At 38.6% G+C, this 25789-nt stretch carries 25 protein-coding genes and 2 riboswitches; of the genes, 19 read left to right on the top strand and 6 right to left on the bottom strand.

Annotation, left to right across the window (positions count from 1 at the left end; genetic code table 11):
* Positions 1-222: 222 nt before the first annotated feature.
* From ACHABW_RS14225 to ACHABW_RS14235, 3 genes are all read right to left on the bottom strand, one after another.
* Complete coding sequence (locus ACHABW_RS14225; protein ID WP_435755973.1) at positions 223-639, bottom strand: VanZ family protein; 417 nt, start codon at positions 637-639, stop codon at positions 223-225.
* Between the two features lie 294 nt (positions 640-933).
* Positions 934-1287 carry a hypothetical protein gene (locus ACHABW_RS14230; protein ID WP_435755975.1) on the bottom strand — a complete coding sequence of 118 codons (354 nt, stop codon included), beginning with the start codon at positions 1285-1287 and terminating at the stop codon, positions 934-936.
* 146 nt (positions 1288-1433) lie between these two features.
* Entirely contained in the window at positions 1434-1637 is a 204-nt protein-coding gene (locus ACHABW_RS14235; RefSeq protein WP_435755977.1) for a hypothetical protein, read from the bottom strand.
* Positions 1638-1930: 293 nt separating this feature from the next.
* Between ACHABW_RS14235 and ACHABW_RS14240 the strand changes: the two genes are divergently transcribed.
* The 3 genes from ACHABW_RS14240 to ACHABW_RS14250 all read left to right on the top strand — a co-directional run bounded on the left by ACHABW_RS14240 (position 1931) and on the right by ACHABW_RS14250 (position 3417).
* Positions 1931-2569 (top strand): uracil-DNA glycosylase, encoded by a 639-nt coding sequence (locus tag ACHABW_RS14240; RefSeq protein ID WP_435755979.1) that lies wholly within the window; start codon positions 1931-1933, stop codon positions 2567-2569.
* 154 nt (positions 2570-2723) lie between these two features.
* The gene (locus ACHABW_RS14245) at positions 2724-3023 is read left to right on the top strand and encodes a hypothetical protein (RefSeq protein ID WP_110938888.1); all 300 of its coding nucleotides are present in this window, start codon (positions 2724-2726) and stop codon (positions 3021-3023) included.
* Between the two features lie 208 nt (positions 3024-3231).
* Positions 3232-3417, top strand: coding sequence for a type Z 30S ribosomal protein S14 (locus ACHABW_RS14250; RefSeq protein ID WP_435755981.1), 186 nt, complete (start codon positions 3232-3234; stop codon positions 3415-3417).
* Positions 3418-3562: 145 nt separating this feature from the next.
* On the opposite strand, the gene ACHABW_RS14255 is transcribed toward ACHABW_RS14250, so the two are convergent.
* Positions 3563-4933 (bottom strand): dipeptidase, encoded by a 1371-nt coding sequence (locus tag ACHABW_RS14255; RefSeq protein WP_435755983.1) that lies wholly within the window; start codon positions 4931-4933, stop codon positions 3563-3565.
* 213 nt (positions 4934-5146) lie between these two features.
* Here ACHABW_RS14255 and zupT point away from each other — a divergent pair, with 213 nt between their 5' ends.
* From zupT to secY, 4 genes are all read left to right on the top strand, one after another.
* Positions 5147-5956, top strand: a complete 810-nt coding sequence (gene zupT / locus ACHABW_RS14260) for a zinc transporter ZupT (RefSeq protein ID WP_110938890.1) — start codon at positions 5147-5149, stop codon at positions 5954-5956.
* A 133-nt stretch (positions 5957-6089) separates the two neighbouring features.
* Positions 6090-7790 carry a dihydroxy-acid dehydratase gene (ilvD, locus tag ACHABW_RS14265; protein WP_435755985.1) on the top strand — a complete coding sequence of 567 codons (1701 nt, stop codon included), beginning with the start codon at positions 6090-6092 and terminating at the stop codon, positions 7788-7790.
* A 254-nt stretch (positions 7791-8044) separates the two neighbouring features.
* Positions 8045-8183, top strand: a riboswitch (SAM riboswitch).
* 224 nt (positions 8184-8407) lie between these two features.
* Entirely contained in the window at positions 8408-9694 is a 1287-nt protein-coding gene (locus ACHABW_RS14270; protein WP_435755987.1) for a homoserine dehydrogenase, read from the top strand.
* Positions 9695-9901: 207 nt separating this feature from the next.
* Entirely contained in the window at positions 9902-11203 is a 1302-nt protein-coding gene (secY, locus tag ACHABW_RS14275) for a preprotein translocase subunit SecY (protein WP_435755989.1), read from the top strand.
* 481 nt (positions 11204-11684) lie between these two features.
* On the opposite strand, the gene ACHABW_RS14280 is transcribed toward secY, so the two are convergent.
* Positions 11685-12014, bottom strand: coding sequence for a spore coat protein (locus ACHABW_RS14280; protein WP_435755991.1), 330 nt, complete (start codon positions 12012-12014; stop codon positions 11685-11687).
* Between the two features lie 21 nt (positions 12015-12035).
* The gene (locus ACHABW_RS14285; protein ID WP_110938895.1) at positions 12036-12305 is read right to left on the bottom strand and encodes a hypothetical protein; all 270 of its coding nucleotides are present in this window, start codon (positions 12303-12305) and stop codon (positions 12036-12038) included.
* 275 nt (positions 12306-12580) lie between these two features.
* Here ACHABW_RS14285 and ACHABW_RS14290 point away from each other — a divergent pair, with 275 nt between their 5' ends.
* The 12 genes from ACHABW_RS14290 (at position 12581) to sufC (ending at position 25777) form a co-directional block, all read left to right on the top strand.
* Positions 12581-14968, top strand: a complete 2388-nt coding sequence (locus tag ACHABW_RS14290) for a 3-hydroxyacyl-CoA dehydrogenase NAD-binding domain-containing protein (protein ID WP_435755993.1) — start codon at positions 12581-12583, stop codon at positions 14966-14968.
* 36 nt (positions 14969-15004) lie between these two features.
* Complete coding sequence (locus ACHABW_RS14295) at positions 15005-16186, top strand: acetyl-CoA C-acetyltransferase (protein ID WP_435755995.1); 1182 nt, start codon at positions 15005-15007, stop codon at positions 16184-16186.
* Between the two features lie 23 nt (positions 16187-16209).
* Positions 16210-17991, top strand: coding sequence for an acyl-CoA dehydrogenase family protein (locus ACHABW_RS14300; RefSeq protein ID WP_435755997.1), 1782 nt, complete (start codon positions 16210-16212; stop codon positions 17989-17991).
* A gap of 347 nt (positions 17992-18338) precedes the next feature.
* Positions 18339-18695 carry an arsenate reductase family protein gene (locus ACHABW_RS14305; RefSeq protein ID WP_435755999.1) on the top strand — a complete coding sequence of 119 codons (357 nt, stop codon included), beginning with the start codon at positions 18339-18341 and terminating at the stop codon, positions 18693-18695.
* Positions 18696-18781: 86 nt separating this feature from the next.
* Positions 18782-19165 (top strand): glycine cleavage system protein GcvH, encoded by a 384-nt coding sequence (gene gcvH / locus ACHABW_RS14310; protein ID WP_110938900.1) that lies wholly within the window; start codon positions 18782-18784, stop codon positions 19163-19165.
* 184 nt (positions 19166-19349) lie between these two features.
* On the top strand, positions 19350-19673 hold the full coding sequence (locus tag ACHABW_RS14315; RefSeq protein ID WP_435756001.1) for a DUF2553 family protein: 324 nt from the start codon (positions 19350-19352) through the stop codon (positions 19671-19673).
* A gap of 210 nt (positions 19674-19883) precedes the next feature.
* A complete protein-coding gene (locus ACHABW_RS14320) occupies positions 19884-20216 on the top strand; it encodes an SCP2 sterol-binding domain-containing protein (protein WP_190238715.1) in 333 nt (110 codons plus the stop codon).
* A 73-nt stretch (positions 20217-20289) separates the two neighbouring features.
* Positions 20290-20407: riboswitch (SAM riboswitch) on the top strand.
* 125 nt (positions 20408-20532) lie between these two features.
* Positions 20533-21558 (top strand): methionine ABC transporter ATP-binding protein, encoded by a 1026-nt coding sequence (locus tag ACHABW_RS14325; RefSeq protein WP_435756004.1) that lies wholly within the window; start codon positions 20533-20535, stop codon positions 21556-21558.
* A 49-nt stretch (positions 21559-21607) separates the two neighbouring features.
* Complete coding sequence (locus ACHABW_RS14330) at positions 21608-22237, top strand: methionine ABC transporter permease (protein WP_183041201.1); 630 nt, start codon at positions 21608-21610, stop codon at positions 22235-22237.
* Positions 22238-22270: 33 nt separating this feature from the next.
* A complete protein-coding gene (locus ACHABW_RS14335; RefSeq protein ID WP_435756006.1) occupies positions 22271-23170 on the top strand; it encodes a MetQ/NlpA family ABC transporter substrate-binding protein in 900 nt (299 codons plus the stop codon).
* A 501-nt stretch (positions 23171-23671) separates the two neighbouring features.
* Positions 23672-24049, top strand: coding sequence for a carboxymuconolactone decarboxylase family protein (locus ACHABW_RS14340; protein ID WP_110938905.1), 378 nt, complete (start codon positions 23672-23674; stop codon positions 24047-24049).
* A gap of 945 nt (positions 24050-24994) precedes the next feature.
* Positions 24995-25777 (top strand): Fe-S cluster assembly ATPase SufC, encoded by a 783-nt coding sequence (gene sufC / locus ACHABW_RS14345; protein WP_435756008.1) that lies wholly within the window; start codon positions 24995-24997, stop codon positions 25775-25777.
* Positions 25778-25789 lie beyond the last annotated feature (12 nt).

The raw sequence follows: 25789 nt of genomic DNA on the forward strand, positions 1-25789 counted from the left end.
GTTTCCCCTTTTTTATAAATAGTCATGTTTTTTCCCCTTTCATTGGCCACTTAAAAAAATGTCTCTTCATCCTATCGTACATATAATTTTTAAAAAGAAAAAGCTTATTGAAAAAAATCAAGCTGATGGCATTCTGATTAAGGCATCATTGTTTGATCTTAAATACCTTTTGTATGAGTGGATGAAACAGGAAGCCGAAACACACTCCTAACACGTTAAGTATCAAATCATCAATATCCAAACTGCCCTATTGCTTATATACTGTAATCCTTCAATCAAACAAACCGAGCCAATGGCTATTAGTATAAGATTTATGATCGATGGTTTCTTTTTTATGTATCTGTAATACAATCCGTATGGGAGAAATAAACCAATATTTGCACCTAAATTATAAACAGCGATTAAATGATCAACTTGTCCGGAAAGATAAAATTGAATGGTTTCAAATGGAATGAGATTTACTGCACCGTAATTTTGTTCTTGAGGTCTGAAAAACAATAAGATTAAAAGCCCGATAGAATAGAGTAATACTACTAAGTGAAAAATACGTTTTGATACAATGATCTTTTCGTCTTTTATCAAGCATATACAAAATAATACAAAGAAAGAAAAACAAAACCACAAAATCGCTATAACCATAAAGTGTAAATACCTTGTTAATTCAAACCAAACGGGTAATAGTAAAATAAAAAGAGGTTGAGAATATAGTAGACTTAGCTTGATGATTTTTTCATAACTCCCCCTTTCAAACAGATCCATTTTTAAAGCAGCTAATAAACCAATTATAGCAAGTTCTTTCGTTTAGAGGGGGAATAAAGTTTGGCAGAGGGAAGATATTTGGTGCGGATTCAAAACAACGAAGCTTCGTATTATACTTCATAAAAGAGGTATCAAAAGGGATGACCAATTGATACCATGAAAATTCAAGGACATCTAATACAGAGTTGTTACTAATTCAACCGGCCCATGATCATCACAGTGTTCTCCATGAACGTGGTGAAGACGACCATTCACTAAATAGTCCATATGGTCACCATGAGGAACTTTCTCATGTCCACAGCTATCTTCATGTAGACACCCACAACTTAGTGCATGACATCCATCGGGATTTGAATGAGTAATAGGGATTTTACATTCGTCCCAGTGGCCACTATGTTCATGATGCAAGTGACCATTATGAACATAGTCAATATGATCTCCATGACGGATTTTAGTATGTCCACAAGCGATGCTGTGCTTATGAGTGTGGTTCTCGTGGATAGGGTGATTTTTTGCTGATTCCTTCATGACAATCCCTCCTTTAATAATTTTGACGATAAGTGGATTATCCAAGAGAAAATTGGCTTGTTAATCATTGTGATTTGATTTTCGCGTTAATTAAAAAAAGCGCACAAAAGGAAGAAATCCTTATGTACGCTTGATTAGGGGAGAAATTAGTTATTATTGTTGTTATTGTTATTGTTATTGTTCTGGTTATTACGAGCGTTACGGTTGTTTAGATTTTGTGCAGCGTTGTCACTTGCAAATTCTGCATTTGCATTGTCAACATTCAATTCGTTGTTATTGTTGTTGTTTGCATTGTTACGATTGTTTCGTTGAGCGTCAGCGTTGTTATTATTGTTGTTGTTGTTCGCCATCACTATCACCTCCTGCTTCGTGTAACATTATTATGTGAGACAAGCCAGTTAAAAATACCCCGAATATTAATTTAATCTTGAAAAAAGTGTTGGGTGAAAATTCAAACTACTTGTATAAGTTAAAAATAATTGGGATATCACTGGATGGGCAGAATAAAAAGAACTCCATTTAGAAACTAAATTCTTCTTGTAAATAATGTTTACAGTTTAAATCGGCCTAGAGAGTTTTTTGTTTTTTAACCTAACTAATTGGGAAAATAAACAGAAATAAGAGTTGAGGAGGAGACGTTAACATGCAAATACCCGAATCTTTAGCGCAAAAAGGAATAGACAATATTTCAGATTTTCCCGTGGAGGGATTTGTTTATGGGAGCGGACCGGAGTATCCTGCAATTATGCTTGTTGGGGAAGCACCTGGAGAAACGGAAATACATAATGGCATTCCTTTTAGCGGCCGATCTGGCAAGGAACTAATGAAATTTCTGGAAATGGTCGGACTAACAAGAGAGGATGTTTATATAACGAGTGCCGTCCGAAGTCGTCCCTATCGATGGGGAGAAAAAAAGGAAAGAGATGGTACGATTGTAAAAAGGAAATATAATCGTGCTCCCACAGCAAGGGAAATTTTAGCTCATGCACCCCTTCTCGATTATGAAATTGAAAATGTTAAGGCACCAGTAATCGTTGCATTAGGAAATATTGGTTTACGTCGATTAGTCGGACCGGGGCAGAAAATCACAGAATGTCACGGGAAATTGATTAAAGGACCTGTCTTGCGCCTTGATAAAGATAAATATAAATGGACAGAAAAACATTACATGATTTTTCCAACATTTCATCCAGCAGCGTTTTTCTACAATCGTAAAGTACTTGAACTTATCCACGCCGATTTACTCGTTTTGAAAGATTTTTTAGGTAAGGATACTGAATAATAGAAGGAGTACACTGAACTATCTCCTTAGAAAGAGTCTGCTGAAACGGATTCAAATATTGCCTCCAAAAAGAACTATTAGAGAAAATAGCCTTTCATTTTTTCTTTGTAAGTTGGTTATATTATGACTATGCCAATGGAATGGAGGGATTTAAATGGTCGGAGACGATAAAAATTATACCGATTTTTCTACAGTAGAAACAGAAAGAAATTTTCTTACTCATGAGGAATTTTCAGAAGGTCCATATGGCTCTCCCCGCAACGCAAATGAGCCCGTAGAAAACAAGAGTACTCCTTGGGAAGAGGGGCAACAATATTACAGTAACTTTGCTTACGAAAACCGTAATTTGCACCAAGGCTTACCTCGGAAAGATCCCGGAGCCCACTTAACACACGATGACAAAGATAAAGCGACCGAAGACCCGTATAAAGATGCTCCCATAAGGCCTTCTTAAGTTAGTTGGAAGATCACGGAGAACAGTTTTTATCCGAGCAGACGTAGAGATTTAAGTATTCTAAAGTACACGACAATATAGGAACCTTTCATTGAATAAGAATTCCATGTGTTTAGATAATGTTACCTTTATTCCCATTTAAATCACCTAGTATTGAAAGTGATTTCCTTTAGACTAGTCTTTTAACTAGGAAATGGGAGGGAAAAGCATGGCTAAAAAGTCAATGATCGCGAAATCGATGCGTGAACCTAAATTTAAAGTTCAGGAATACACCCGTTGCCAAAAATGTGGACGCCCTCATTCAGTACTGAGAAAGTTTAAACTCTGTCGGATTTGTTTCAGAGAACTTGCTCATCAAGGAAGAATCCCCGGAGTGAAAAAGGCAAGCTGGTAATATAAATCAAGATTTAGAATGTTAAATCTTCCTTATAAAAAGCACCTCTTTCCCCCGTGAAAATGGGAGTAAGTAAGAGGTGCTTTTCTTTGTCGACTTATCAGCAATGTTGGATAGGTTGGTGCGGGAATTAAGAGCCATGCAGTCATCTCTTATCTGCAACGTTTTGCCAATAATGTACGAGGACTTCCATTCCCTTATCAAAATGATAGAGAGGGAAACTCTCATTAGGGGAATGCAGGTTGTCTTCAGGAGTTCCGAAACCGAGTAAGATAACCGGCATTCCGAAAAGTTCATCGATGGATTCCACAACTGGGATCGATCCTCCTAGACGAACAAATACCGCCTCTTTCTCAAATGCGGACGAGTAACTTTCAGCAGCTTTCTTTAAAAGTGGATGGTTTGGATCGACTTTATATGCTTTTGCTGACAAAGCTTCTTTTTGAACCGAAACAGTGACTCCTTTTGGACAAGCGTTCAGAAGGTGATTTGTGAGCAACTCTTGAACTTCTTCTGGATCTTGTCCAGGCACCAAACGGCATGTGATTTTTGCTGTGGCAGTCGAGGGTATAATCGTTTTCGTTCCTGGACCTTGGTAGCCACTATACAGTCCATTTATCTCAAGTGTTGGACGAGCCATTGTATGTTCCTTTGCTGTAAAACCTTTTTCTGGTGTCGTTTCCGGGATTCCAAGTGATGATGGATAATCTTCTCCTGGAGCTTCGTTCATAAGTTGTCGCTCGTGGGCGGATAATTCTTCGACACCATGATAAAAACCAGGTACTGTGACGTATTCATCCTCATCCTTCAACGAGGCTAGCAAGTGACTGAGTGCCATTGCAGGGTTTTTCACGGCGCCGCCATACAATCCTGAGTGAAGATCACGATTTGGTCCTTGGACGGTAACTTCCAGACCAGTAAAACCTTTGAGCCCATAAAGTATCGTTGGTTGACCTTTTTCAACCATACCGGAATCAGATATCATCGCAAAATCAGCATCGAACATTTGTTTATTTTCTTTTAGATGCGGATAGAGATTTTCACTTCCAGTTTCTTCTTCCCCTTCTATGCAAACTTTGATATTTAGTGGAAGGCTTCCCGTTGTTTTCATGAAGGCTTCAAAAACAGCCAGTTGCATAAATACTTGCCCTTTATCGTCACTTGCCCCTCGTGCAAATATTTTCCCATCCCGAATTTCGGGTGCGAATGGCTCACTATCCCATAATTCAAGTGGATCTGCAGGTTGGACATCATAATGCCCGTAAAACAAGGCTGTTGGTGCATCTTTTACTTCCAACCACTCTGCATAAACAAGAGGATGACCGGCAGTTTCTTTTAATTCAACTTTGTTAAAGCCAATTTCAATTAAGTAATCTGCGACAAATTGTCCGGCTTTACGAACATCATCCAGATTTGTCTTGTCTGTGCTTATACTAGGAATGGCTAGAAACTCCTCGAGCCTTTTCAGGAGTCGTTCACGATTGTCTTGTAAGTAGCCTAAAACTGATTCAGTCATAAATTTACCTCCTTTTTCTTATATTGTGTCATAATTCAGAAGTGAACACTATAAATACATAAATAGGAGCATTTTAAAAATTGAGAGTAGCGAAAAGCAAGGTAACTATCATAGACTGTAGGAGGATGTAGAAACATCCTTTTCTTATAGACGTTAAAAATGTAAGATATAGATTAGAGTTTTAACGAAAATAAAGTTAATGGAGGAAATAAGATGGACGGCGATGTATTATTTGCACTTGGACTAACGCTAGTGGCCGGTCTAGCAACGGGAATTGGCAGCTTACTTGCCTTTTTTGCGAAAAGAACAAATACAAAATTTTTATCATTTACTCTCGGGTTTTCAGCAGGGGTAATGATTTATGTTTCAATGGTGGAAATCTTTTTTAAAGCGAGGGAATCGCTTGTCGGTGCGTTGGGGGAACAGCCTGGAAGTTGGGCGACCGTAGCCGGTTTTTTTGGCGGAATGATCGTCATTGCAATTATTGATCAATTAATCCCGAAGCAAGGGAATCCTCATGAAGTAAAGAAAGTGGAAGAAATGAGTACACGGACACTGCCAGCGGATAACGCGGATCTTTTAAAAATGGGGACATTTACGGCGTTAGCGATTGCCATCCATAACTTTCCTGAAGGGATAGCAACATTCACCGCTGCCTTGCAGGATCCTGGATTAGGGGTAGCAATAGCAATAGCGATTGCCATTCATAATATCCCTGAAGGTGTCGCAATTTCAGTCCCGATTTATTATGCTACCGGCGATAAGAAAAAAGCATTTAAATTGTCCTTTTTATCTGGCTTAGCTGAGCCGCTCGGAGCGATAGTAGCTTTTTTAATACTGATGCCTTTCTTGAATGATGTCCTTTTCGGTATCATTTTTGCCGGGGTTGCGGGTATCATGATTTTCATTTCACTTGATGAATTATTACCAGCTGCAAAAAAGTATGATGAAACACATCTTCCTATTTATGGACTCATGTCAGGAATGGCTGTCATGGCAATAAGCTTGTTGTTGGTGATCTAAAAGGACATAATTCTGTCAAAATTAAAATTGTTTTCAGAAAACTCATTGCGTTGATGTGCTGAAATGCGTATGATAATGAATATAGAAAAGATAATCTAACAATGGTTTGAAACATATTGAAAGGGTGGAAATAATGAGTGAGAAAAAGGATTTACGGATACGAAGTAAAGTAATAAGTGAAGGCGTGAATAGAATGCCGAACCGATCTATGCTTCGAGCAGTCGGTTTTACAGACGAAGATTTCAAAAAACCTATGATTGGCATTGCTAGTACATGGAGTGAGGTAACGCCATGTAATGTACATATTGATGAGTTGGCTCGTCATGCCAAGACAGGTGCTTCCGATGGAGGAGGCGCTCCGATGATTTTCAATACGATTACTGTTGCTGACGGAATTGCAATGGGTCATGAAGGAATGAACTATTCGCTTCCGAGTAGAGAAGTTATCGCAGATTCAATTGAGACAGTAGTTGGAGCAGAACGATTGGATGGCATCGTAGCTATCGGTGGTTGTGATAAAACAACGCCAGCCTGTGTAATGGCAATGGGAAGATTAAATCTACCGTCAGTTTATGTATATGGTGGAACTATTCAGCCAGGGAAACATAACGGAGAAGACATCGATATCGTTTCTTCTTTTGAAGCAGTCGGAAAACATCAATCAGGATTAATTGACGATGAAGAGCTTCATAAAGTGGAATGTAGTGCATGTCCAGGGGCAGGAGCCTGTGGCGGCATGTACACTGCGAACACGATGGCATCCGCAGTAGAAGCTTTAGGAATGAGTATTCCGGGATCTTCCTCTACACCTGCAATAAATGATTACAAGAAGCAAGAATGTTTACAAGCTGGAGAATTGGTCGTTCAATTACTTGAAAAAGATATCTATCCTAGAGATATCATGACAAAAGAAGCTTTTGAAAATGCTATTACCGTAGTTATGGCACTTGGTGGTTCTACAAATGCGTTATTACATTTAACTGCAATGGCTCATTCAGCGGGCGTTAAATTGGAATTGGATGATTTTGAAAGAGTCCGAAAGAATGTTCCTCACCTTGCCGACCTAAAGCCAAGTGGAAAATATGTCATGCAAGATCTTTATGAGGTTGGAGGAGTTCCAGCTGTCATGAAATTATTGCTTGAGCACGGTCTACTTCACGGTGATTGCTTAACTGTAACAGGCAAGACGATTGCAGAAAACTTAGCGGAAGCTCCTGCGCTTAAAGAAGGACAAGTTATCATCCGTCCGTTTGATAATCCTATTAAACCAGACGGTCCGCTTGTTGTATTACGTGGAAACCTTGCTCCAGAAGGGGCAGTAGCTAAAATGTCCGGTCAAAAAATTAGTCGTTTTGAAGGACCGGCGAAAGTTTATGACAGTGAAGCAGATGCTACTACTGCCATTGAAGCGAACGAAATTCAAGCTGGAGACGTTCTTGTTATTCGTAACGTAGGTCCAAAAGGCGGCCCTGGTATGCCAGAAATGCTTTCTATTACAGCGATGATCGTTGGTAGAGGTCTTAACGGTAAAGTCGCACTTATGACAGATGGTCGCTTCTCAGGTGGATCGCACGGGTTTGTTATTGGTCATATTGCTCCGGAAGCCTTTGTAGGAGGTCCAATCGGATTGCTGCAAAATGGAGATATCGTTACGATTGATAGCGAGACGCAAGAAGTAAACTTTAAAATTACGAATGAAGAACTAGGACGCAGAAAAGCGGCTTGGACACAGCCTGCTTTAAAGTATAAGCATGGTATTCTAGCCAAGTATGCAAAATTAGTTTCATCATCTGCTAAAGGTGCAGTAACTGATTTGGATCTAGATAAATTGTAAAAAAGAGGTAGAGGCTGTGAATCATCGCAGCCTCTTTTTTTGTGCGTTAAAATTGGTTTGGTAGTTGGGCAAATGATTGTGTTGGGCTTGGAAATGAATGGGTGAGGTGCTGAAATGAGTGCGTTAGGTAGTGAAATGAACAGGTAAGGTGCTAAAATGATTGCGTTGCGCGTTGCGTGGAAATGCAACCATTAAAATTGCTTTTGACAAGCATACACTAGAGTGATAAAGTATTCTTACAACTTCAAATATTCAACTTATCATGAGTGGTGGAGGGACTGGCCCTATGAAACCCAGCAACCGGTATGAAGACGCATGAATGTGTGATGTCTTTAAATACAAGGTGCTAATTCCTGCAAGGGATTCTTATTAGAATGCTTTGGGAGATGAGGAAATGTAATTGTTTTTTAAGTTACGCATCTTCCAAACTCCCTTCATTAAATTGATAGGGAGTTTTATTAATTTACGTAGAATTATTTTGATTCGAGAAATTAGCGTGTACGACATTTATTTTATTTATGTAAACAAACACTGTTTTATGAAGAAAATTATGTATTGTATCTTTCTCATTTTTAAATAGAGATGTATACAATTCAACATTGGGAGGGAATATTCACATGAGCAAAGCTGTGAAAAAACTAGCAATCATAGGGTTCGGAACTGTTGGAAGTGGGGTTTATGAAACTCTGATAGAGCAAAGAAACAAGTTGGAAAGGCTAATTGGCGGTCCTTATAGTATTCCGGTTGTTTTAGTGAAAGATGCTAGTAAGGTAAGAGAACTAGGCGATAACACAGAAGTCACAGATAATTTTCAAGCGATTATCGATCGTGAAGATTTAGATGTGGTTGTAGAAGCTTCCCCTGACGCTGAGATCGCTTATCCATATGTGAAAGCTTTATTACAGCAAGGGGTTTCCGTGATAACGGCTAATAAAGAGCTGGTGGCTAAATATGGGGAAGAATTGTTGACGCTGGCTAGAAGTAATCATTGCCGGTTATTTTTCGAGGCAGCAGTGGCAGGCGGAATCCCAATCTTAACGAGTATTCGTCATACCTTAAAATCAAATGTTTTAGAAAAAGTTGAAGGTATTCTAAACGGCACGTCAAACTTTATTCTAACTAAAATGCGTAAAGAAGGGACTTCCTTTGAGACTGCACTAGAAGAAGCGCAAGCTCATGGGTACGCGGAAGCAGTCCCTGATAAAGATGTGGACGGATGGGATGCGTATTTTAAAACACAGATTTTAAGTCATTGGATATACGGTGTCGCTCCGAATTGGCAGACTGAAAAACCAAAGGGAGTCCGAGGTGTAAACGTGAATGACTTATTAATTGCAGAAACTTTCGGTGGACGAATTAAACACGTTGCTTCATTAGAAAAAAGTAAGGACAAAGTATCGGCATGTGTAGAGCCAAGATTTGTGCTATCTGATCACGCTTTGTATGGGGTAGAGGGTGTCAACAATGGCATTCACGTTCAAGGGAACATCGTAGGTTCCTTGCTTTTTCAAGGTCCGGGAGCAGGTAAGTTTCCTACAGCAAGTGCCGTTGTCGAGGATTTGATAAATTTCTGGACAGGTACAAGTGAAGAAGAACCGGTATCCGGAATCGAATTCGAAAAAATGATTTTATCTCATTCTGAGGATGATAGTGTTGTTGAACCGCTGAAAGCATGGCTTTTAACCGGAGAAAAACTTGGACCGCAGTTAGAAAATCAGTTTACAGTGAATTATATTTCTAAAGTATCAAGAGTGGATGGGCGTGAAGGGATTGTCATAACCGGAGACAATAAAGCCATAGAAGAATTATTCACTTGCTTAAATGATACGGTAGTAGCCTATCCTCTTTCCGGAGATCATACAGAAGTCTTTCCACTTTCTATAGCTCAAACAAAAGTGTCCTAAATACTGGAAGTAAAAGTTTTTTATGTGAAGGGTCCAAGAAAGTCTCTTTCGACTAATTGGGCCCTTAAAAGCTTCCTTTATATTAAAGGTACGGTATAAAAATAATATAAAAGTAAGGGCTTTCAAAAAAATGCTCTATTTTTCTGATTATTGTGGTATTCTTTAATAGGAAGTTATACATAATTTATAGGGTTGAGGTGTATATTTATGTTTAGAGTAATTAAGAACATGATGAGTATTAGTGATTTGCGTAACAAAATCTTTTTTACACTATCGATTCTTCTTTTTTTTAGAATTGGCGCTCACATACCAGCACCAGGTGTAAATGCCGACGTTCTTAATTTTGAAGGCCTTGCTGCATTGGGATTCTTAAACCAATTTGGCGGAGGCGCCTTAGAGAATTTTTCTATTTTTGCCACAGGAATCATGCCTTATATCACGGCATCGATTATCGTGCAGCTACTTAGAATGGATGTTGTACCGCTTTTCGCAGAGTGGGCAAAAGAAGGTGAATCCGGTCGAAAGAAGCTGGCCCAGGTTACTCGATACGGAACGATAGGAATTGCTTTTATTCAAGCTTTAGGGATGTCCATTGGCTTTAATAATATTATGCCAGGATTGGTACCGGATCCAACGATTTCAACGTATTTACTCATAGCAGTCATATTAACTGCTGGAACGGCATTTCTTCTTTGGTTAGGGGAGCAGATTACCGCTAATGGTGTTGGAAATGGTATTTCCATCATGATTTTTGCTGGTATTGCTTCAGGTATACCTGGAGGAGTTAATCAATTGTACAGCATGTATTTTACGGATGTTGGCGATCAATTGTTTCTGAATATTATTACAGTAGTACTTATTCTACTAGCTATTTTGGCGATTATTGTTGGTATTATTTTCGTTCAGCAAGCAGAACGAAAGGTTCCTATTCAATATGCGAAAAAAATAACGCCTGGAGGTAAACCATCAGGTGGCCAGTCCTCTCATCTTCCTTTAAAAGTAAATACGGCTGGAGTCATTCCTGTTATTTTTGCAATGTCTTTATTCATTTTCCCGCCGACAGTAGCGAACTTTTTTGGTGAGGGAAGTGCAACTGCCAGATGGATAGTTGAGACATTTGATTATACAAATGCAATCGGAATGATTGTCTATGCCGCGCTTATCATTGCATTTGCTTATTTTTATACGTTTGTTCAAATGAATCCTGAACAAATGGCAGCAAATTTACAAAAACAAAATGGCTTTATCCCAGGTATTAGACCCGGAAAAACTACGGAGAAATTCATTATCCGGATTCTTTACCGTTTAACATTTGTAGGGTCATTATTTTTAGCGGCGGTTGCTGTGTTGCCTCTCCTGTTTGGTAATTTCGCAGGACTTCCACCATCTGTTCAAGTTGGTGGGACAGGCCTTCTCATCGTTGTTGGGGTTGCTTTAGACACAATGAAACGCATCGAAAGTCAATTAATCGAACGACGTTATACAGGTTTCATGAAGAGAAGTTCATAATAAAATAAAAAAACTGAGTCGGGCAATATACCGGCTCAGTTTTTTTATAGGATTCATGTTTTTTTAGAGATTGTTGTATCTTTTTAACAGAGGACTCGAATCCTCTCTAGGCGGACGCTTTCCACGGGCAATGCTTCAGCCTCCTCGGACAAAAACCGTCGTCCTCCGGGGTCTTCAGCTATTGCTTTTCCCGTAGGAGTCGCCGCCTTCGCTCTTTCGAGTTATTTTTTAAATAATGAAAGTCTACAAAGACAGCCCTTCAACAAGGTTGTATTTATTCTTTTCATAGTTCAGAAACAATAACGTTTCGAAACTGCCTTTATAAAAAATTGTTGTTTGGAAGAATCCGCGAGACTCCTGTGGAAGAATGATCCAAGCGAGACCCCGCAGATCGTTTTTTTGATCGAGGAGGCTCGCGGATCATCCACGGAAAGGGAGCGGTAATTCTTTCAAACAACCTTCGATGATATAAAGCAATTTTTTATTGTTGGTAGGGGAATTGACTGCTATAGCCTGAGAATTGTTGAAAAGCTTGATCTATTTTTTGGGTATCTGCTTTTTCAAAGCTATACCAGCCTTTCTCAAACATCAAGTTAAATAATTCCCTCTGACATCGCTGTGAATCTAGAAAGGCTTTTTCAATGTCTAAGTATAACGCTTCGTGACTTGCTTCGTTAAGTGCTGTCGCATACGCGTCTGTCATATATTTTTCGGTAGACAGCATGTCGTTAGCATAGTCGCGAGCATTCATTTGAGGTGTTTTTGGTACTTGTGTAGGCGGGTTTGAAATTTTATTTGTTTGCTGATCCATATAAACACTCCTTTCTAATAATTATTGTAGAGTTGATGTTCCTTGTGGATTAGAATTATTCTGTAAATGAGAAAGTAATGTCTGATAATGTTGCTGATGCATTCTTCCAGCAGTATCCAACGATTGAGAAACTTGTTGATCAGAACAATTTTGTGACATATCATTAGCCTTTTTCATAGCCATAAGGTTCCACGACAGCATGTCACTAATGTAGAGAAGATCTTTATCCGTAAGTACTTGTGGTGGCTGCGACATGGATTGCCCCTGTTGGTTCATTGGTTGTTGTTGCATCTAACATTCCTCCTTATCTGCTAATATTCGTTGACGTTGTTACCTAAGTTAGTTTTCACAATAGATGAGGAGATATTCCTAATATCAACAAATGAAAAAAATTAGTTGAATACGAAATTAAAATTTTTTGTTAATTCTATTGCGTATCAGGTGAAAATTATATATAGTTATAGGTGTAGATAGTTGAGAATAAAAAAAGCGCAATTATAGGCGCCATATTTTTTGCCTTAAAAATGAATGAGTATTCATTCAAGATAGGGAGAAGGAGGTACTTCATGCTGAAAAGAATCGGTAAAGTTGCAGTTTTAGGATCAGGAGTCATGGGTTCAGGTATTGCAGCGCATCTCGCAAATGTTGGCATTCCAACGATATTATTGGACATAGTGCCAAGAGAGCTAAATGAAATGGAACAGAAAAAAGGGCTTACGTTAGAGGATAAAATTGTTCGAAATAGACTAGCTTCAGAATCGATAAAAAAACTTTTGAAGCAAAAACCAGCACCGCTTGCAAAAAAAGAAAATATCGAATTTATTGAAGCGGGGAACATGCAAGATGATATGAATCGTTTGGCGGAAGTTGATTGGATTGTTGAGGTAGTTGTTGAAAACCTTGAGATTAAACAGAGGGTATTTGCGCAAGTAGATGAACACCGTAAACCAGGTTCAATTGTAAGTTCTAATACATCCGGAATTTCTGTAGAAGCGATGGCCGAGGGTAGATCTGATGATTTCAAGAGTCATTTTCTTGGAACGCACTTCTTTAACCCACCCCGTTATTTGAAATTGTTAGAAGTGATTCGAACAAAGGATACATCAGATGAAGTAGTTAAGTTTATGAAGCAATTTGGGGAAGAGACACTCGGAAAAGGAGTCGTGGAAGCCAAGGATACACCAAACTTTATTGCAAACAGAATCGGTACTTATGGCTTGCTCGTAACAGTAAGGGAAATGGTGGAGCGAGGTTATTCCATTGGAGAAGTTGATTCTGTAACCGGTCCTGCTTTAGGACGTCCGAAGAGTGCAACTTTCAGAACATTGGACGTCGTTGGTCTTGATACGTTTTTACATGTAGCGAAAAATGTTTATGATCAAGTAGACGGGGATGAGAAGAAAGTATTTGATCCTCCCGCTTTTATGAAAGAAATGGCTGAAAAGAAGATGCTGGGAAGCAAAACTGGCAAAGGCTTTTATTATAAGAAAAAGACAGATAAAGGCAGTGAAATATTAGAACTGGACCTTGAGACAATGGATTATGTGGAAGGGAAAAAACTGAAGGCTGCCTCCGTTCAACAGAGCAAACAAGCAAAAGGTCGCTCAGCAAAAATGAAAGCGCTTATCTATGCGGATGATCGAGCAGGAGAACTTGTCTGGAATGTCCTTAAGGCAACACTACTTTATTCTGCTGAAAAGCTTTCGGAGGTCGCGGAGACCATTATTGATGTAGATCAAGCCATGAAATGGGGATTCGGTTGGGAATTAGGGCCCTTTGAAACCTGGGATGCTATTGGTCTTGAGAAATCCGTTGCTCGAATGAAAGAAGAAGGCGATAAGATACCGGCATGGATAGAAGAGATGTTAGAAAAAGGATTCACTTCTTTTTATCAAGCGCATGACAGCTATTACCACGATGGGGATTATAAGAAAACAGCGATGAATAAAAAAGTGATAAACATCAAAGCGTTAAAAGATAATGATCATGTCATTATGAAAAATGCTGGTGCGTCCTTGGTTGATCTTGGGGATGATATTGCATGCCTGGAATTTACATCACCAAATAATTCCATTGGGCTTGATGTGATGCAAATGATTAATAAATCGATTGAGGAAGTAGAATCGAACTATAAAGGACTCGTTATTAATAATCAAGGTAAAAACTTCTGTGTTGGCGCTAATTTGATGATGATTTTAATGGAAGCGCAAGATATGAACTTTCTTGAAATAGATTTGGTTATTCGCCAGTTCCAAAAGTCGATGGCAAAAATCAGATACTCGGGGAGACCAGTTGTTACTGCACCGTTTGCGATGACTCTAGGAGGCGGAACAGAGATTTGTTTACCATCAGCAAGTATCCAGGCTTCCGCTGAAACATACATGGGTCTCGTAGAAGTAGGTGTGGGTCTTATACCAGGCGGCGGTGGAAACAAGGAACTTTACCTCCGTAAAATAGAAAGTCTGCCAGAAGGTGCTCAAATTGACCATCAAGCCATTGCAAACCAAGTTTTCGAAACAATTGCGATGGCTAAGGTGAGTACGAGTGCACAGGAAGCAGAAGGACTTGGGTTTATCCGTGAACAAGACGGAATAAGCATTAATGGAGATCACTTGCTTTATGATGCAAAAGGAAAAGCGTTGCACCTGTTCAATCAAGGATATCAGCCACCTAAGCGTAAGAAGATTCCAGTTGTTGGTGAAACGGGTTATGGAACAATGTTACTAGGGGCAAAAACAATGAAATTCGGCGGAATGATTTCCGACCATGATTTGAAAATTGCCGATAAACTAGCGTTTGTTTTGGCAGGGGGACGTCTTCCTAAAGGAACAATGGTAGATGAACAATACTTATTAGACATTGAAAGAGAGGCATTTTTAAGTCTTGTCGGTGAACCGAAAACACAGCAGCGGATGCAGTATATGCTGTCGAAGGGCAAACCGTTACGCAATTAAACAAGTTGAACGTGAAGGAATGAGGAGGGGAATTTTTTGAGAGAAGCCGTGATTGTAGCAGGTGCTAGAACACCTATTGGAAAAGCAAAAAAGGGAAGCTTTGCTAACGTAAGGCCAGATGATTTAGCGGCTATTACGATTAAGGAAACATTAAAACGTGCGAATAATTTTGATCCAAACCGCATTGAAGATGTCATCATCGGTTGTGCAATGCCAGAAGCAGAGCAAGGGATGAATATGGCGCGAAACATATCTGCATTGGCCGGTTTGCCGGATCACGTTCCCGCAATTACGATCAACCGTTATTGCTCTTCGGGATTGCAAAGTATAGCTTATGCAGCTGAGCGAATTATGCTCGGACAATCCGAAGCAATTATCGCTGGTGGAGCGGAGTCGATGAGTATGATTCCTATGGGAGGTCACGTCATTGCACCAAATCCTAAGCTCGTAGAAGAAGCACCAGAATATTATATGGGCATGGGTCATACCGCTGAGGAAGTAGCAACACGCTTCGAGGTGAGTCGTGAAGATCAGGACGCATATGCAGTAGAAAGCCATCGACGCGCAGCAATAGCATTGAAGGAAGGTAAGTTTAACGATGAGATCGTTCCTGTTCCAGTTACGCTTCGTTCGGTCGATGAGAATAATAAATTAGTAGAAAAAGAGATTATTGTAGATACCGATGAAGGAGTTCGTCCTGAAACATCGGCAGAAACATTAGCAAAACTTCGGCCTGCATTTAAAGTCAATGGAGGAACAGTCACCGCAGGAAACACATCTCAAATGAGTGACGGTGCTGCTTCCGTTTTAGTGATGGACCGTGAAGTGGCAGAAGCAGAAGGACTAACACCTTTAGTAAAGTTCCGCTCATTTGCAGTTGCGGGTGTCGCTCCGGAAATTATGGGAATTGGGCCAATTGAGGCGATTCCGAAAGCGGTAAAACAAGCTGGATTAGAAATGGCTGATATTGGTCTTTACGAATTGAATGAAGCGTTTGCGTCACAATCCTTACAGATCATTCGCCATTTAGAATTAGATAGAGAAAAAGTAAATGTAAACGGTGGGGCAATAGCATTAGGTCATCCTCTTGGATGTACGGGAACGAAACTTACACTTAGTCTCATTCATGAAATGAAGCGTCGTAATGAAAAGTATGGTGTTGTTACGATGTGTATCGGTGGAGGAATGGGTGCCGCTGGAGTGTTTGAATTGATTTAAGATATTAAAGGAGGAACATTATTATGGCAACTGCAAATAAAACAGCTAAAGGTGGAAGTTTTCTACTGGACGATGTTTCATACGACCAAGTTTTTACACCAGAGGATTTTACCGATGAGCACAAAATGATTGCCAAGACAACAGAAGATTTTGTTGTTGAGCAAGTGGTTCCACAAATCGAGTTCATCGAAAACCATGAATTTGATAGGTCTGTAAAACTATTAAAAGAAGCGGGGGAACTAGGACTTCTTGGAGCAGACGTACCGGAAGAATACGGTGGTATTGGCTTAGATAAAATCAGTTCTTCTCTGATTACAGAGAAATTTGCTCTAGCAGGCTCTTTCTCTTTATCCTATGGTGCACACGTTGGAATTGGCTCTTTACCCATTGTCTTTTTCGGAACTGAGGATCAAAAGAAGACATATCTTCCTGCATTAGCAAGTGGAGAAAAACTAGCTGCTTACGCGTTAACGGAGCCTAGTTCAGGTTCAGATGCGTTAAGTGCAAAAACGACAGCCAAATTAAATGATGCCGGAACTCACTATGTACTCAATGGCGAAAAGCAGTGGATTACAAACGCTGGTTTTGCTGATGTATTTGTTGTCTATGCAAAAGTTGATGGGGAACATTTTTCAGCATTTATTGTAGAAAGAGAGTATGAAGGTGTGTCTACCGGACCTGAAGAAAAGAAGATGGGAATCAAAGGGTCTTCTACGCGTACACTAATATTACAGGATGTTCAGGTACCGAAAGAAAACCTATTAGGTGAGATTGGCAAAGGGCACGTTATCGCGTTTAATATTCTTAATATCGGCCGTTATAAACTAGGAGTCGGGTGTATCGGTGGTGCAAAGCGCGCGATAGAAATTTCCGCTAAATATGCAAATGAACGAAAACAGTTTAAACTGCCTATTTCGAAATTTACACTCATTCAGAAAAAATTGGCGGAAATGGCATTAAGAACTTATGCAATGGAAAGTCAAATCTATCGAACAGGTGGATTAATTGATGGAGCTTTTGAAAATCTTTCTGAAGAAGAACAGAAGGATGGAGCGAAGGTAGGAAAAGCAATTGGTGAATATGCAATTGAATGTTCATTAAACAAGTTTTTTGGTTCAGAAGTATTGGATTTTGTAGTCGACGAGGCAGTGCAAATTCACGGTGGATATGGCTTCATGGCAGAGTATGAAGTGGAATCTATGTATCGCAACTCAAGGATCAATCGGATTTTTGAAGGAACAAATGAGATTAACCGTATGCTCGTGCCAGCCACAATTATGCGGAAGGCCATGAAAGGCGAACTAGCTCTATTAGAAAGAGCAAGTGGTTTGCAGGAAGAATTAATGATGATGATGCCTGAAGAAGTTGGCGATGAGCCATTAGAGCAAGAAAAGTATTTGTTGGGTAATGCTAAAAAGATTTTCTTGATGATTGCTGGAACTGCAGACCAAAAATATGGAGAAAAGCTTCAAAAAGAACAAGAAATGCTTGCCAACGTGGCAGATATAGTAAACGAAATATTCAACATCGAGTCTATTATTTTACGAACGGAAAAAGCAATGGCAAAAGATGGAGAAGCTAAATCAAACCAAAAGCTTCTGATGACTCAAGTTTATTCTCAAGAGGCATTTAACCGAATTGAAGCAATAGCAAAAGAATCATTAGTAACACTTGAAGAAGGAGACAGCTTAAGAACAATGCTATCCATTCTTAAAAAATTAACTCGTCACACTCCAATTAATATGATTGCAAAAAAACGAGAAATAGCAGCACGAGTCATTGAAGAAGAGAAATACGTTATCTAAGAAAAACGTATAGTGTCTTTTCTGCCGATGAAGATAAAAATGAAGTTTTGTTATATAAACTATTGTTAACCAATTTGGGGCACTCCCCTGTCCCAATAAAATATGACTCCTTTCTAAATGAAAGGGCATTCTCCTCTCTTAAGGATGGCGAAGGACCTCATGAAAATCATGAGGTCCTTCGCTTTTTCGAGTTTTTCAGTTATGAAACTAGGACATTTAATTTCATTTTTCGATTTCCTTCTACTTTTGTGTAGGAATAATAACAAGCAGGAATGTGTGAAAAAAACCTGAATGTGGTATATGATGAGGACAGTGTGTGAATCATGTTTTACTAGGAGGAAAGAAAGATGAGCGTTACTTTTTATCATTATCCAAAATGCGGTACTTGCCGCAATGCAAAGAAATGGCTTGACGAGAACAATGTCGACTATGAAGCTGTCGATATCGTTAGTCATCCACCATCTAAAGAGGAATTAGCATCTTATTATGAAAAAAGTGGATTAGAATTAAAGAAATTTTTTAACACAAGTGGACTAAAATACCGTGAATTAGGCATGAAAGACAAAATGAAGACTTACTCGGAAGACGAGTTATTAGAAGTTTTGGCTTCAGATGGTATGCTTATTAAGCGACCTCTAGCAACTGATGGTAAAAATGTAACACTTGGTTTTAAAGAGGAAATCTATAACGAGGTATGGAAATAAGCAGTAGATTGTTGAAGCATAGCCTTAGGATATATTATAGTAAGGAAAGATAGAATAATTAATTACATAAATGGAGGGATTTTTAGATGAGTTTACCAAAAGATTTGAAGTATTCAGAAGAGCATGAGTGGGTTAAAACAGAAGGAGAAAAAGTTAGGATTGGGATTACTGAATTCGCCCAATCAGAGCTAGGCGACATTGTTTTCGTAGAGCTTCCAGAAGTGGGCGATGTCCTTGAAGCGGATGAGCCGTTTGGCAGTGTTGAGTCGGTTAAAACTGTTTCTGAACTGTATGCTCCAGTTAGTGGTAAAGTTGTGGAAGTAAATGAAGAATTGGAAGATTCTCCGGAATTCGTGAATGAATCACCATATGAAAAAGCGTGGATGGTTGTAGTTGAGCCTTCTAATAAATCTGAATTTGACAAATTAATGGATGCATCCGCTTATGAAGAAATGATTAATGAAGACTAAATAGTACTCTAAGGGCTTTCCAAATGATTTATATTTGGAAGGCTTTTTTATATATAATTATTGGATTTTTAGAGATTATTTTTTTGTGAAACAGAGAGATTGTTGGATTTTTGACTAATATTTCCTCTTGAATGAGATCATCTATACTCGCTCAAACTAGATGTATAGGAGGAGGGATATATAGATGCAACAAAATGATATTACGGAAAATACCAGCAATAATGATCAAGAAAATACAATGAATAACAATGTGGATGGTTTGGAAGCATCACCAACGTCATTGGTCGATATTTCCGATCAGGTAGAAAAAAAGGATGAAGCAGGGGAAACTGCGCTCTATTTTAACGCTGAAAAAATTGGTCAAATCCGAAAAAAAGGACATTCTCAAATGTATGAAATGTCGGAAGGATTTGAGTTTGAAAATGAAAAATTTTTCAAGGATGCCCAAGCGAAAAAAACGAAGCCACCTGAATCTTATGTAGAAGGCTGCGACATGGGTTGGTGTTAACAGTGAGTGTCTGCTTTTTGTCGAACTAAAGACAAATCGCAGGCACTCTTTTTTTCTATAATTTTCTGGAAATGTTTTAGAACGGTATTTCATTCAAAACAAAGCTTTTGATTAAAATAATATCGCCTAACTTTTCCTTAAAAAGAGGACTTACTGTTCGTCTCGTAGAATGAGTAATCAAAGACGAAGTTCGGATTAGAGGCGGATATCATGAATCATTTACTCATTAAATCAATGGAAGGCATGACAAAGACAAGCCACTTAAGAGAACTATTGAAAAAACATCATCTAATCGTTCAAGTTAAATATCTGGAAAAGCGTTGGTACATGAATTTAGATAACAAAGATTTTAAATTAACGTTGGATGAGGATGTTTGTGATATTATGATTAGTGGCGACGAAGATGAATTGAAACTCTTATTCCGTGGGGAAGACTTTCTGCTGGCCATGAAACGCAGAGGAGATCTTGAAGTTGAAGGTTCATTGAAACATTTGCTTTGGCTGGAATCACTTCTCTACCTCTCTCAAAAAACGGTGAAATAAATTAGTTGACAAGAATTAATCGATAATGATATTATGCATAACAGACTATAAATTAAATATTAATTCTTAATTCTTCTTATTAAGAGCGGCGGAGGGACTGGCCCTATGAAGCCCGGCAACCACTAAGGTATAAAAACCATTAGAAGGTGCCAATTCCATCAAAGTAAACAATTTACTTTGAAAAATGAGGAGAAGGGCTTTTAATTCATTACTAAAAACCTTTCTGCTCATTTTATCGAGTAGTGAGGTTTTTCTTTGATCTTTAACTTTTGTGCTTTAATACGACTAAACCGATCGGTTTAAAAAGGGGAAGCAAATGATTACTTTATCAAAATTAGCAAAAACATTTAATACGCGTGACGGTAAAGTAACTGCCGTCGATCAAATAGATCTCACGATTGAAAAGGGTGAAATTTTTGGTGTGATTGGCTATAGTGGTGCTGGAAAAAGCACGCTCATAAGAATGCTGAACATGCTGGAAGTGCCAACTACAGGGGAAGTAAGTGTCGCTGGTAAAAATATGAATACATTGTCTCAAAGGAAACTACGAGAGGCAAGACAGGAAATAGGAATGATTTTTCAACACTTTAATCTTTTGTGGTCGAGAACAGTAGCTGAGAACATTTCATTTCCATTAGAAATTAAAGGTGTACCGAGCACAGAACGAAAAACCAGAGTGGAAGAACTTATTAAACTGGTAGGTTTAGATGGTCGAGGGGCATCCTATCCTTCTCAGCTAAGTGGAGGGCAAAAACAACGAGTCGGCATAGCACGGGCGCTAGCGAATAATCCACAAGTATTATTGTGTGATGAAGCAACATCCGCATTGGATCCCAAAACAACCGATTCAATTTTAGAATTATTGATAGATATTAACAAAAAGTTGAATCTGACCATTGTACTTATCACGCATGAAATGCATGTTATCCGTAAAATATGTCATCGGGTGGCTGTAATGGAAAATGGGCGGATTGTTGAACAGGGTCCAGTCCTTGATGTTTTCAGAAGACCGAAAGAGCACATGACAAAAGAATTTGTGAAACAAGTGACAGAACCTGAAGAAACCGAAGAAGCCCTTAAACATTTGTTTACTGAAGAAGGTATTGGGCATGTCCTTCAACTTACATTTGTTGGTGGCGATGCAAAAAGAGCACTTATTACGGATCTTATTCGTAAATTTGAGGTTACGATAAACATTTTACAAGGTAAACTTTCGCAAACCCAAGATGGCTCCTATGGATCATTGTTTATAAATGTCACTGGTGACGAGCATCATATAAAAGAAGCTATCGATTATATCCGAAAGCAGGAAGTAGAAGTGGAGGTGATCCACGGTGAATAATCTTTTGGTTGGATCAATTCTACTTCTTGAAAATGTTAATTGGGTAAACATGTGGGAAGCGACAGCAGAAACAGTTTATATGTCGTTAATTGCGCTTTTATTTACGTTTATATTTGGTACAATACTCGGACTACTATTATTTCTTACTGCTCGGGGTCAACTTTGGCAAAATAAGATCGTTCACAGTATTATCGCAGCTTATGTAAATATATTCAGATCAATTCCATTTATTATTCTCATCGTCCTGCTTGTTCCGTTCACCAGTGCTTTAGTTGGAACAATGTTAGGGCCATCAGCCGCATTGCCTGCGCTTATTATTGGAGCAGCACCATTTTATGCGAGAATGGTTGAAATTGCGTTGCGGGAAATTGATAAAGGTGTAATAGAAGCATCAAAAGCAATGGGAGCAAGCAATTCTCAGATTATTTTTAAAGTGTTAATCCCAGAATCAGTACCAGCACTTATCTCTGGGATTACGGTTACAGCGATCGCGCTTATTGGTTACACAGCGATGGCAGGTGTAATTGGTGCCGGTGGATTAGGTGACCTAGCATACCGTGATGGTTTTCAACGAAATAATCCAGATATTACTTTAATAGCAACAATGATTGTGTTAGTATTCGTCTTTGTTTTACAATTCATCGGCGATTACTTTACCAATAAATTAGACAAACGCTAAAGGCGTAATAAAAAACAAAAGGGGAAATTCAACATGAGAAAGTTACTACAAGGCTTAGGAATTACAGCACTATCTGTAGGAGTATTAGCAGCATGCGGTACGGAAGAAAATACGAATGAAAATAACGCCGCGGGTACAAATAATACAGAAACCAATAACACAGAAAACGCAAATGAGGAAGCAGAAGGAGAAGATCTCGGAACATTAGTTGTTGGTGCTTCCAACGTTCCTCACGCTGAAATCTTAGAATTTGCTGCACCACTTCTTGAAGAAGAAGGTGTGACTCTAGAGATCGAGTCATTCAATGATTACGTTCTTCCAAACGAAGCGTTAGCTGCCGGAGAACTAGATGCAAACTACTTCCAGCACATTCCATATCTTGAAACACAGATTGAAGAGCATGGATATGACTTTGTAAACGCTGGAGGAATTCATATTGAGCCAATTGGTTTGTATTCTCAGGAATTTGACAGCATAGAAGAACTTCCAGAAGGTGCAGAAATTATTATGAGTAGTGCTATTCCTGACCACGGAAGAATCTTGAAGATGCTTGAAGAAAAAGGATTAATTACGCTAGCTGACGGAGTTGGTATTGAAGCAACAATTGACGATATTGAAGAGAACCCGAATAACTTTGAATTCTCCGCAAATGTGGAAGCGGCATTGCTTCCAACAGCGTATGAGAATGGAGAAGGGGATGCTGTTCTTATCAATTCAAACTATGCATTAGATGCTGGGCTAAATCCATTAGAAGATTCTATCGCTATTGAATCCTCTGACAGTGACAATCCTTACGTTAATGTTATTGCAACAAACAGTGGAGACGAAGAAGATGAGCGTGTCTTGAAATTAATCGAAGTTCTACGATCAGAAGATGTTCGTGACTTTATTCTTGAAGAATATGAGAATGCAGTAGTACCTGTTACTGAATAATAATTTGAATAATGAAAGGCATCAGAGAAATTCTCTGATGCTTTTTTTAGAGTGAAAAATTTAATTATAAGTATGTATTTCGAATAGAGGGATCGAACCAGCACTAGGCGGCTTGCAGATCACCCACAGAAAACGAACGGTAATTCTTCCAAACAACCTTCCACCTTATCAAAGTAAGGTAACAAATTTGATATTATAGATGCTAAGTTTTTTTAAAGGCGTTATGCGTTTGGTTACGTATTTTCTACTGGGAATGCTGATAGTAACACTCAAACAAGGGTTCTCTGTCCGAGTGTCACTAAACAGAGGACATAGTGACACTCAGGTGTTGAGAGCCAAACTGAGTAGAGCTAAACATAGCATATAGTGACATTCAGGCCGTATCGAATTGATTGAGTGGAACTAAATGCTATAAAGATCAAAAAAGAACAGTGTATGTACATACTTCTTCTGCTTTCACGCCAAAATAAGTGTATCTTAGCAAGAGGAGGAGTGAAAGTTATGGATGAACAAGAGTTTAGCAATTCATCGATTCAAGAATCATTGCTACATTATAAAGAAGGATTAGGTTATTTCTCAGAGCAAATGCCGGATGTTGCATCTAAATATCAAGCGTTTACGGAGGCTTGTTTCCATCCTGGCAAGCTGTCAGCGAAGGAAAAACAAATGATAGCATTAGGAATCAGCCTGTATGCTCAAGATGAGTACTGCATTATTTACCATGTAAATGGGTGTCTAGAACAAGGAGCATCAAGAGAAGAGATTTTAGAAGCTATCGCAGTTACGGGTGCATTTGGAGGCGGCGGAACTATGAGCCAAGCTGTAACACTTGTGGAGGAATGTCTCATGGAACTTTCAGGGGATAATCTGACATCTTAAATGTTTCAATTATAAAAATAAACTGCATAACTTGTCAAAACATGAATATTTGCTCGTAAACGGCAGTTATTCTAAATGAAAGTGTGGTCATATTTCTTCACAAGTTGTGAGTCTTAATTGTCAGATTATTTAACAATAGGTGCTGATTGGTTTAAATACTTAATAAAGATATAATTAATCTTGTTAAAGAAGATCTTGATTCCACTGTTTTAGATACTTTTAGTTGATAGAGAACAGGATGGCAAAGATCAAATCTAAAAACCAATCAGGAAGGAAAGTGATCTGTTATCCATCAGATACAGACAAAACACACAACTGAAATGGAAAAAGCGATGTACCAATCTTATGGAATAGGATATGAGGAATATAATCGCAAACTAGACAATCGACTTAAAGTAGAACAAGCGCGAGATAAAGATTATCAGCGAAGCTTGGACATTTTAGTTAATACTTGATTACTGACATAAAGCTGAATATAGTGTAGATAATAGGACGGACCAGTATTTTCTCTGGTCCGTTCTATTTGATGTTTATGGAATGTGCAATCGGAAAAAATTATTGTTATACTTAATGGACAAGTTTAATTAAGATTAATTCTCAATTAAAGGAGAAAAAGTTACTTCTATTGAGAATCAATATCAAATATATCACGGTGAAACCTGTTCAATAGGAAGAGGACGGGATATATTTTGGACGAATTAATCATAAAATCGACAGTTTTTTTGAAAGCAGAGGAAGAAGAAATTCAATAATAACGGAGGTATAAGTATAAAGTGTAAAATGAGTCAGGGGAGTTTGAAAAGAATGGTGTATTTTCCTTGAACTCATTTTTGATTTGATATAAGATTGTAATGAGAATAAAATGAGAATGTCGATCTTCTTTGCTTCTCTTATCTTAACAGTTTGAAATTAAACTTTCAAAAAATAAATGGAGGTATTTAAATCATGACAAAACCAAATCTAACAGTTAAAGATCTTCATGTTTCTATTGAAGAAAAAGAAATTCTAAAAGGCTTCGGTATTGAAGTAAACGGTGGAGAAATCCACGCAATTATGGGACCTAACGGTACAGGTAAGTCCACATTAGCTTCTGCGTTAATGGGTCACCCGAAATATGAAGTGACTAGTGGAGAAGCAACATTGGGTGGAGAAAACCTGTTTGATATGGATGTAGATGAAAGAGCACGTGCGGGTCTTTTCCTAGCGATGCAGTACCCAAGTGAGGTTTCCGGTGTGACAAATGCAGACTTTATTCGTTCTGCAATGAACGCAGGTCGTGAAGAAGGCGATGAAGTTTCTTTAATGAAATTCATTCGTGGGATGGATGCAAAAATGAAAACATTGGAAATTGACGAATCTTTCCAACAGCGTTATTTAAACGAAGGTTTCTCTGGTGGAGAGAAGAAACGAAACGAAATTCTTCAACTTATGATGCTAGAACCTAAAATTGCAATTTTAGATGAGATTGACTCTGGTCTTGATATAGATGCTTTAAAAGTAGTTGCAGAAGGAATTAATTCTCTACGAAGTGAAGACTTTGGCTGTATGATCATTACTCACTATCAACGTCTTCTTAATTATATTAAGCCAGACTTTGTACACGTAATGATGCAAGGACGTATCGTTAAATCAGGCGGACCTGAATTAGCTAAGAAGCTTGAAGAAAATGGTTATGACTGGATTAAACAAGAATTAGGAATTGAAGACGAAACTGTAGGTCAACAATAAGTTTCGGCTAAA

The organism is Salipaludibacillus sp. CF4.18 (assembly GCF_051262595.1).
Lineage (GTDB): Bacteria > Bacillota > Bacilli > Bacillales > Salisediminibacteriaceae > Salipaludibacillus > Salipaludibacillus neizhouensis.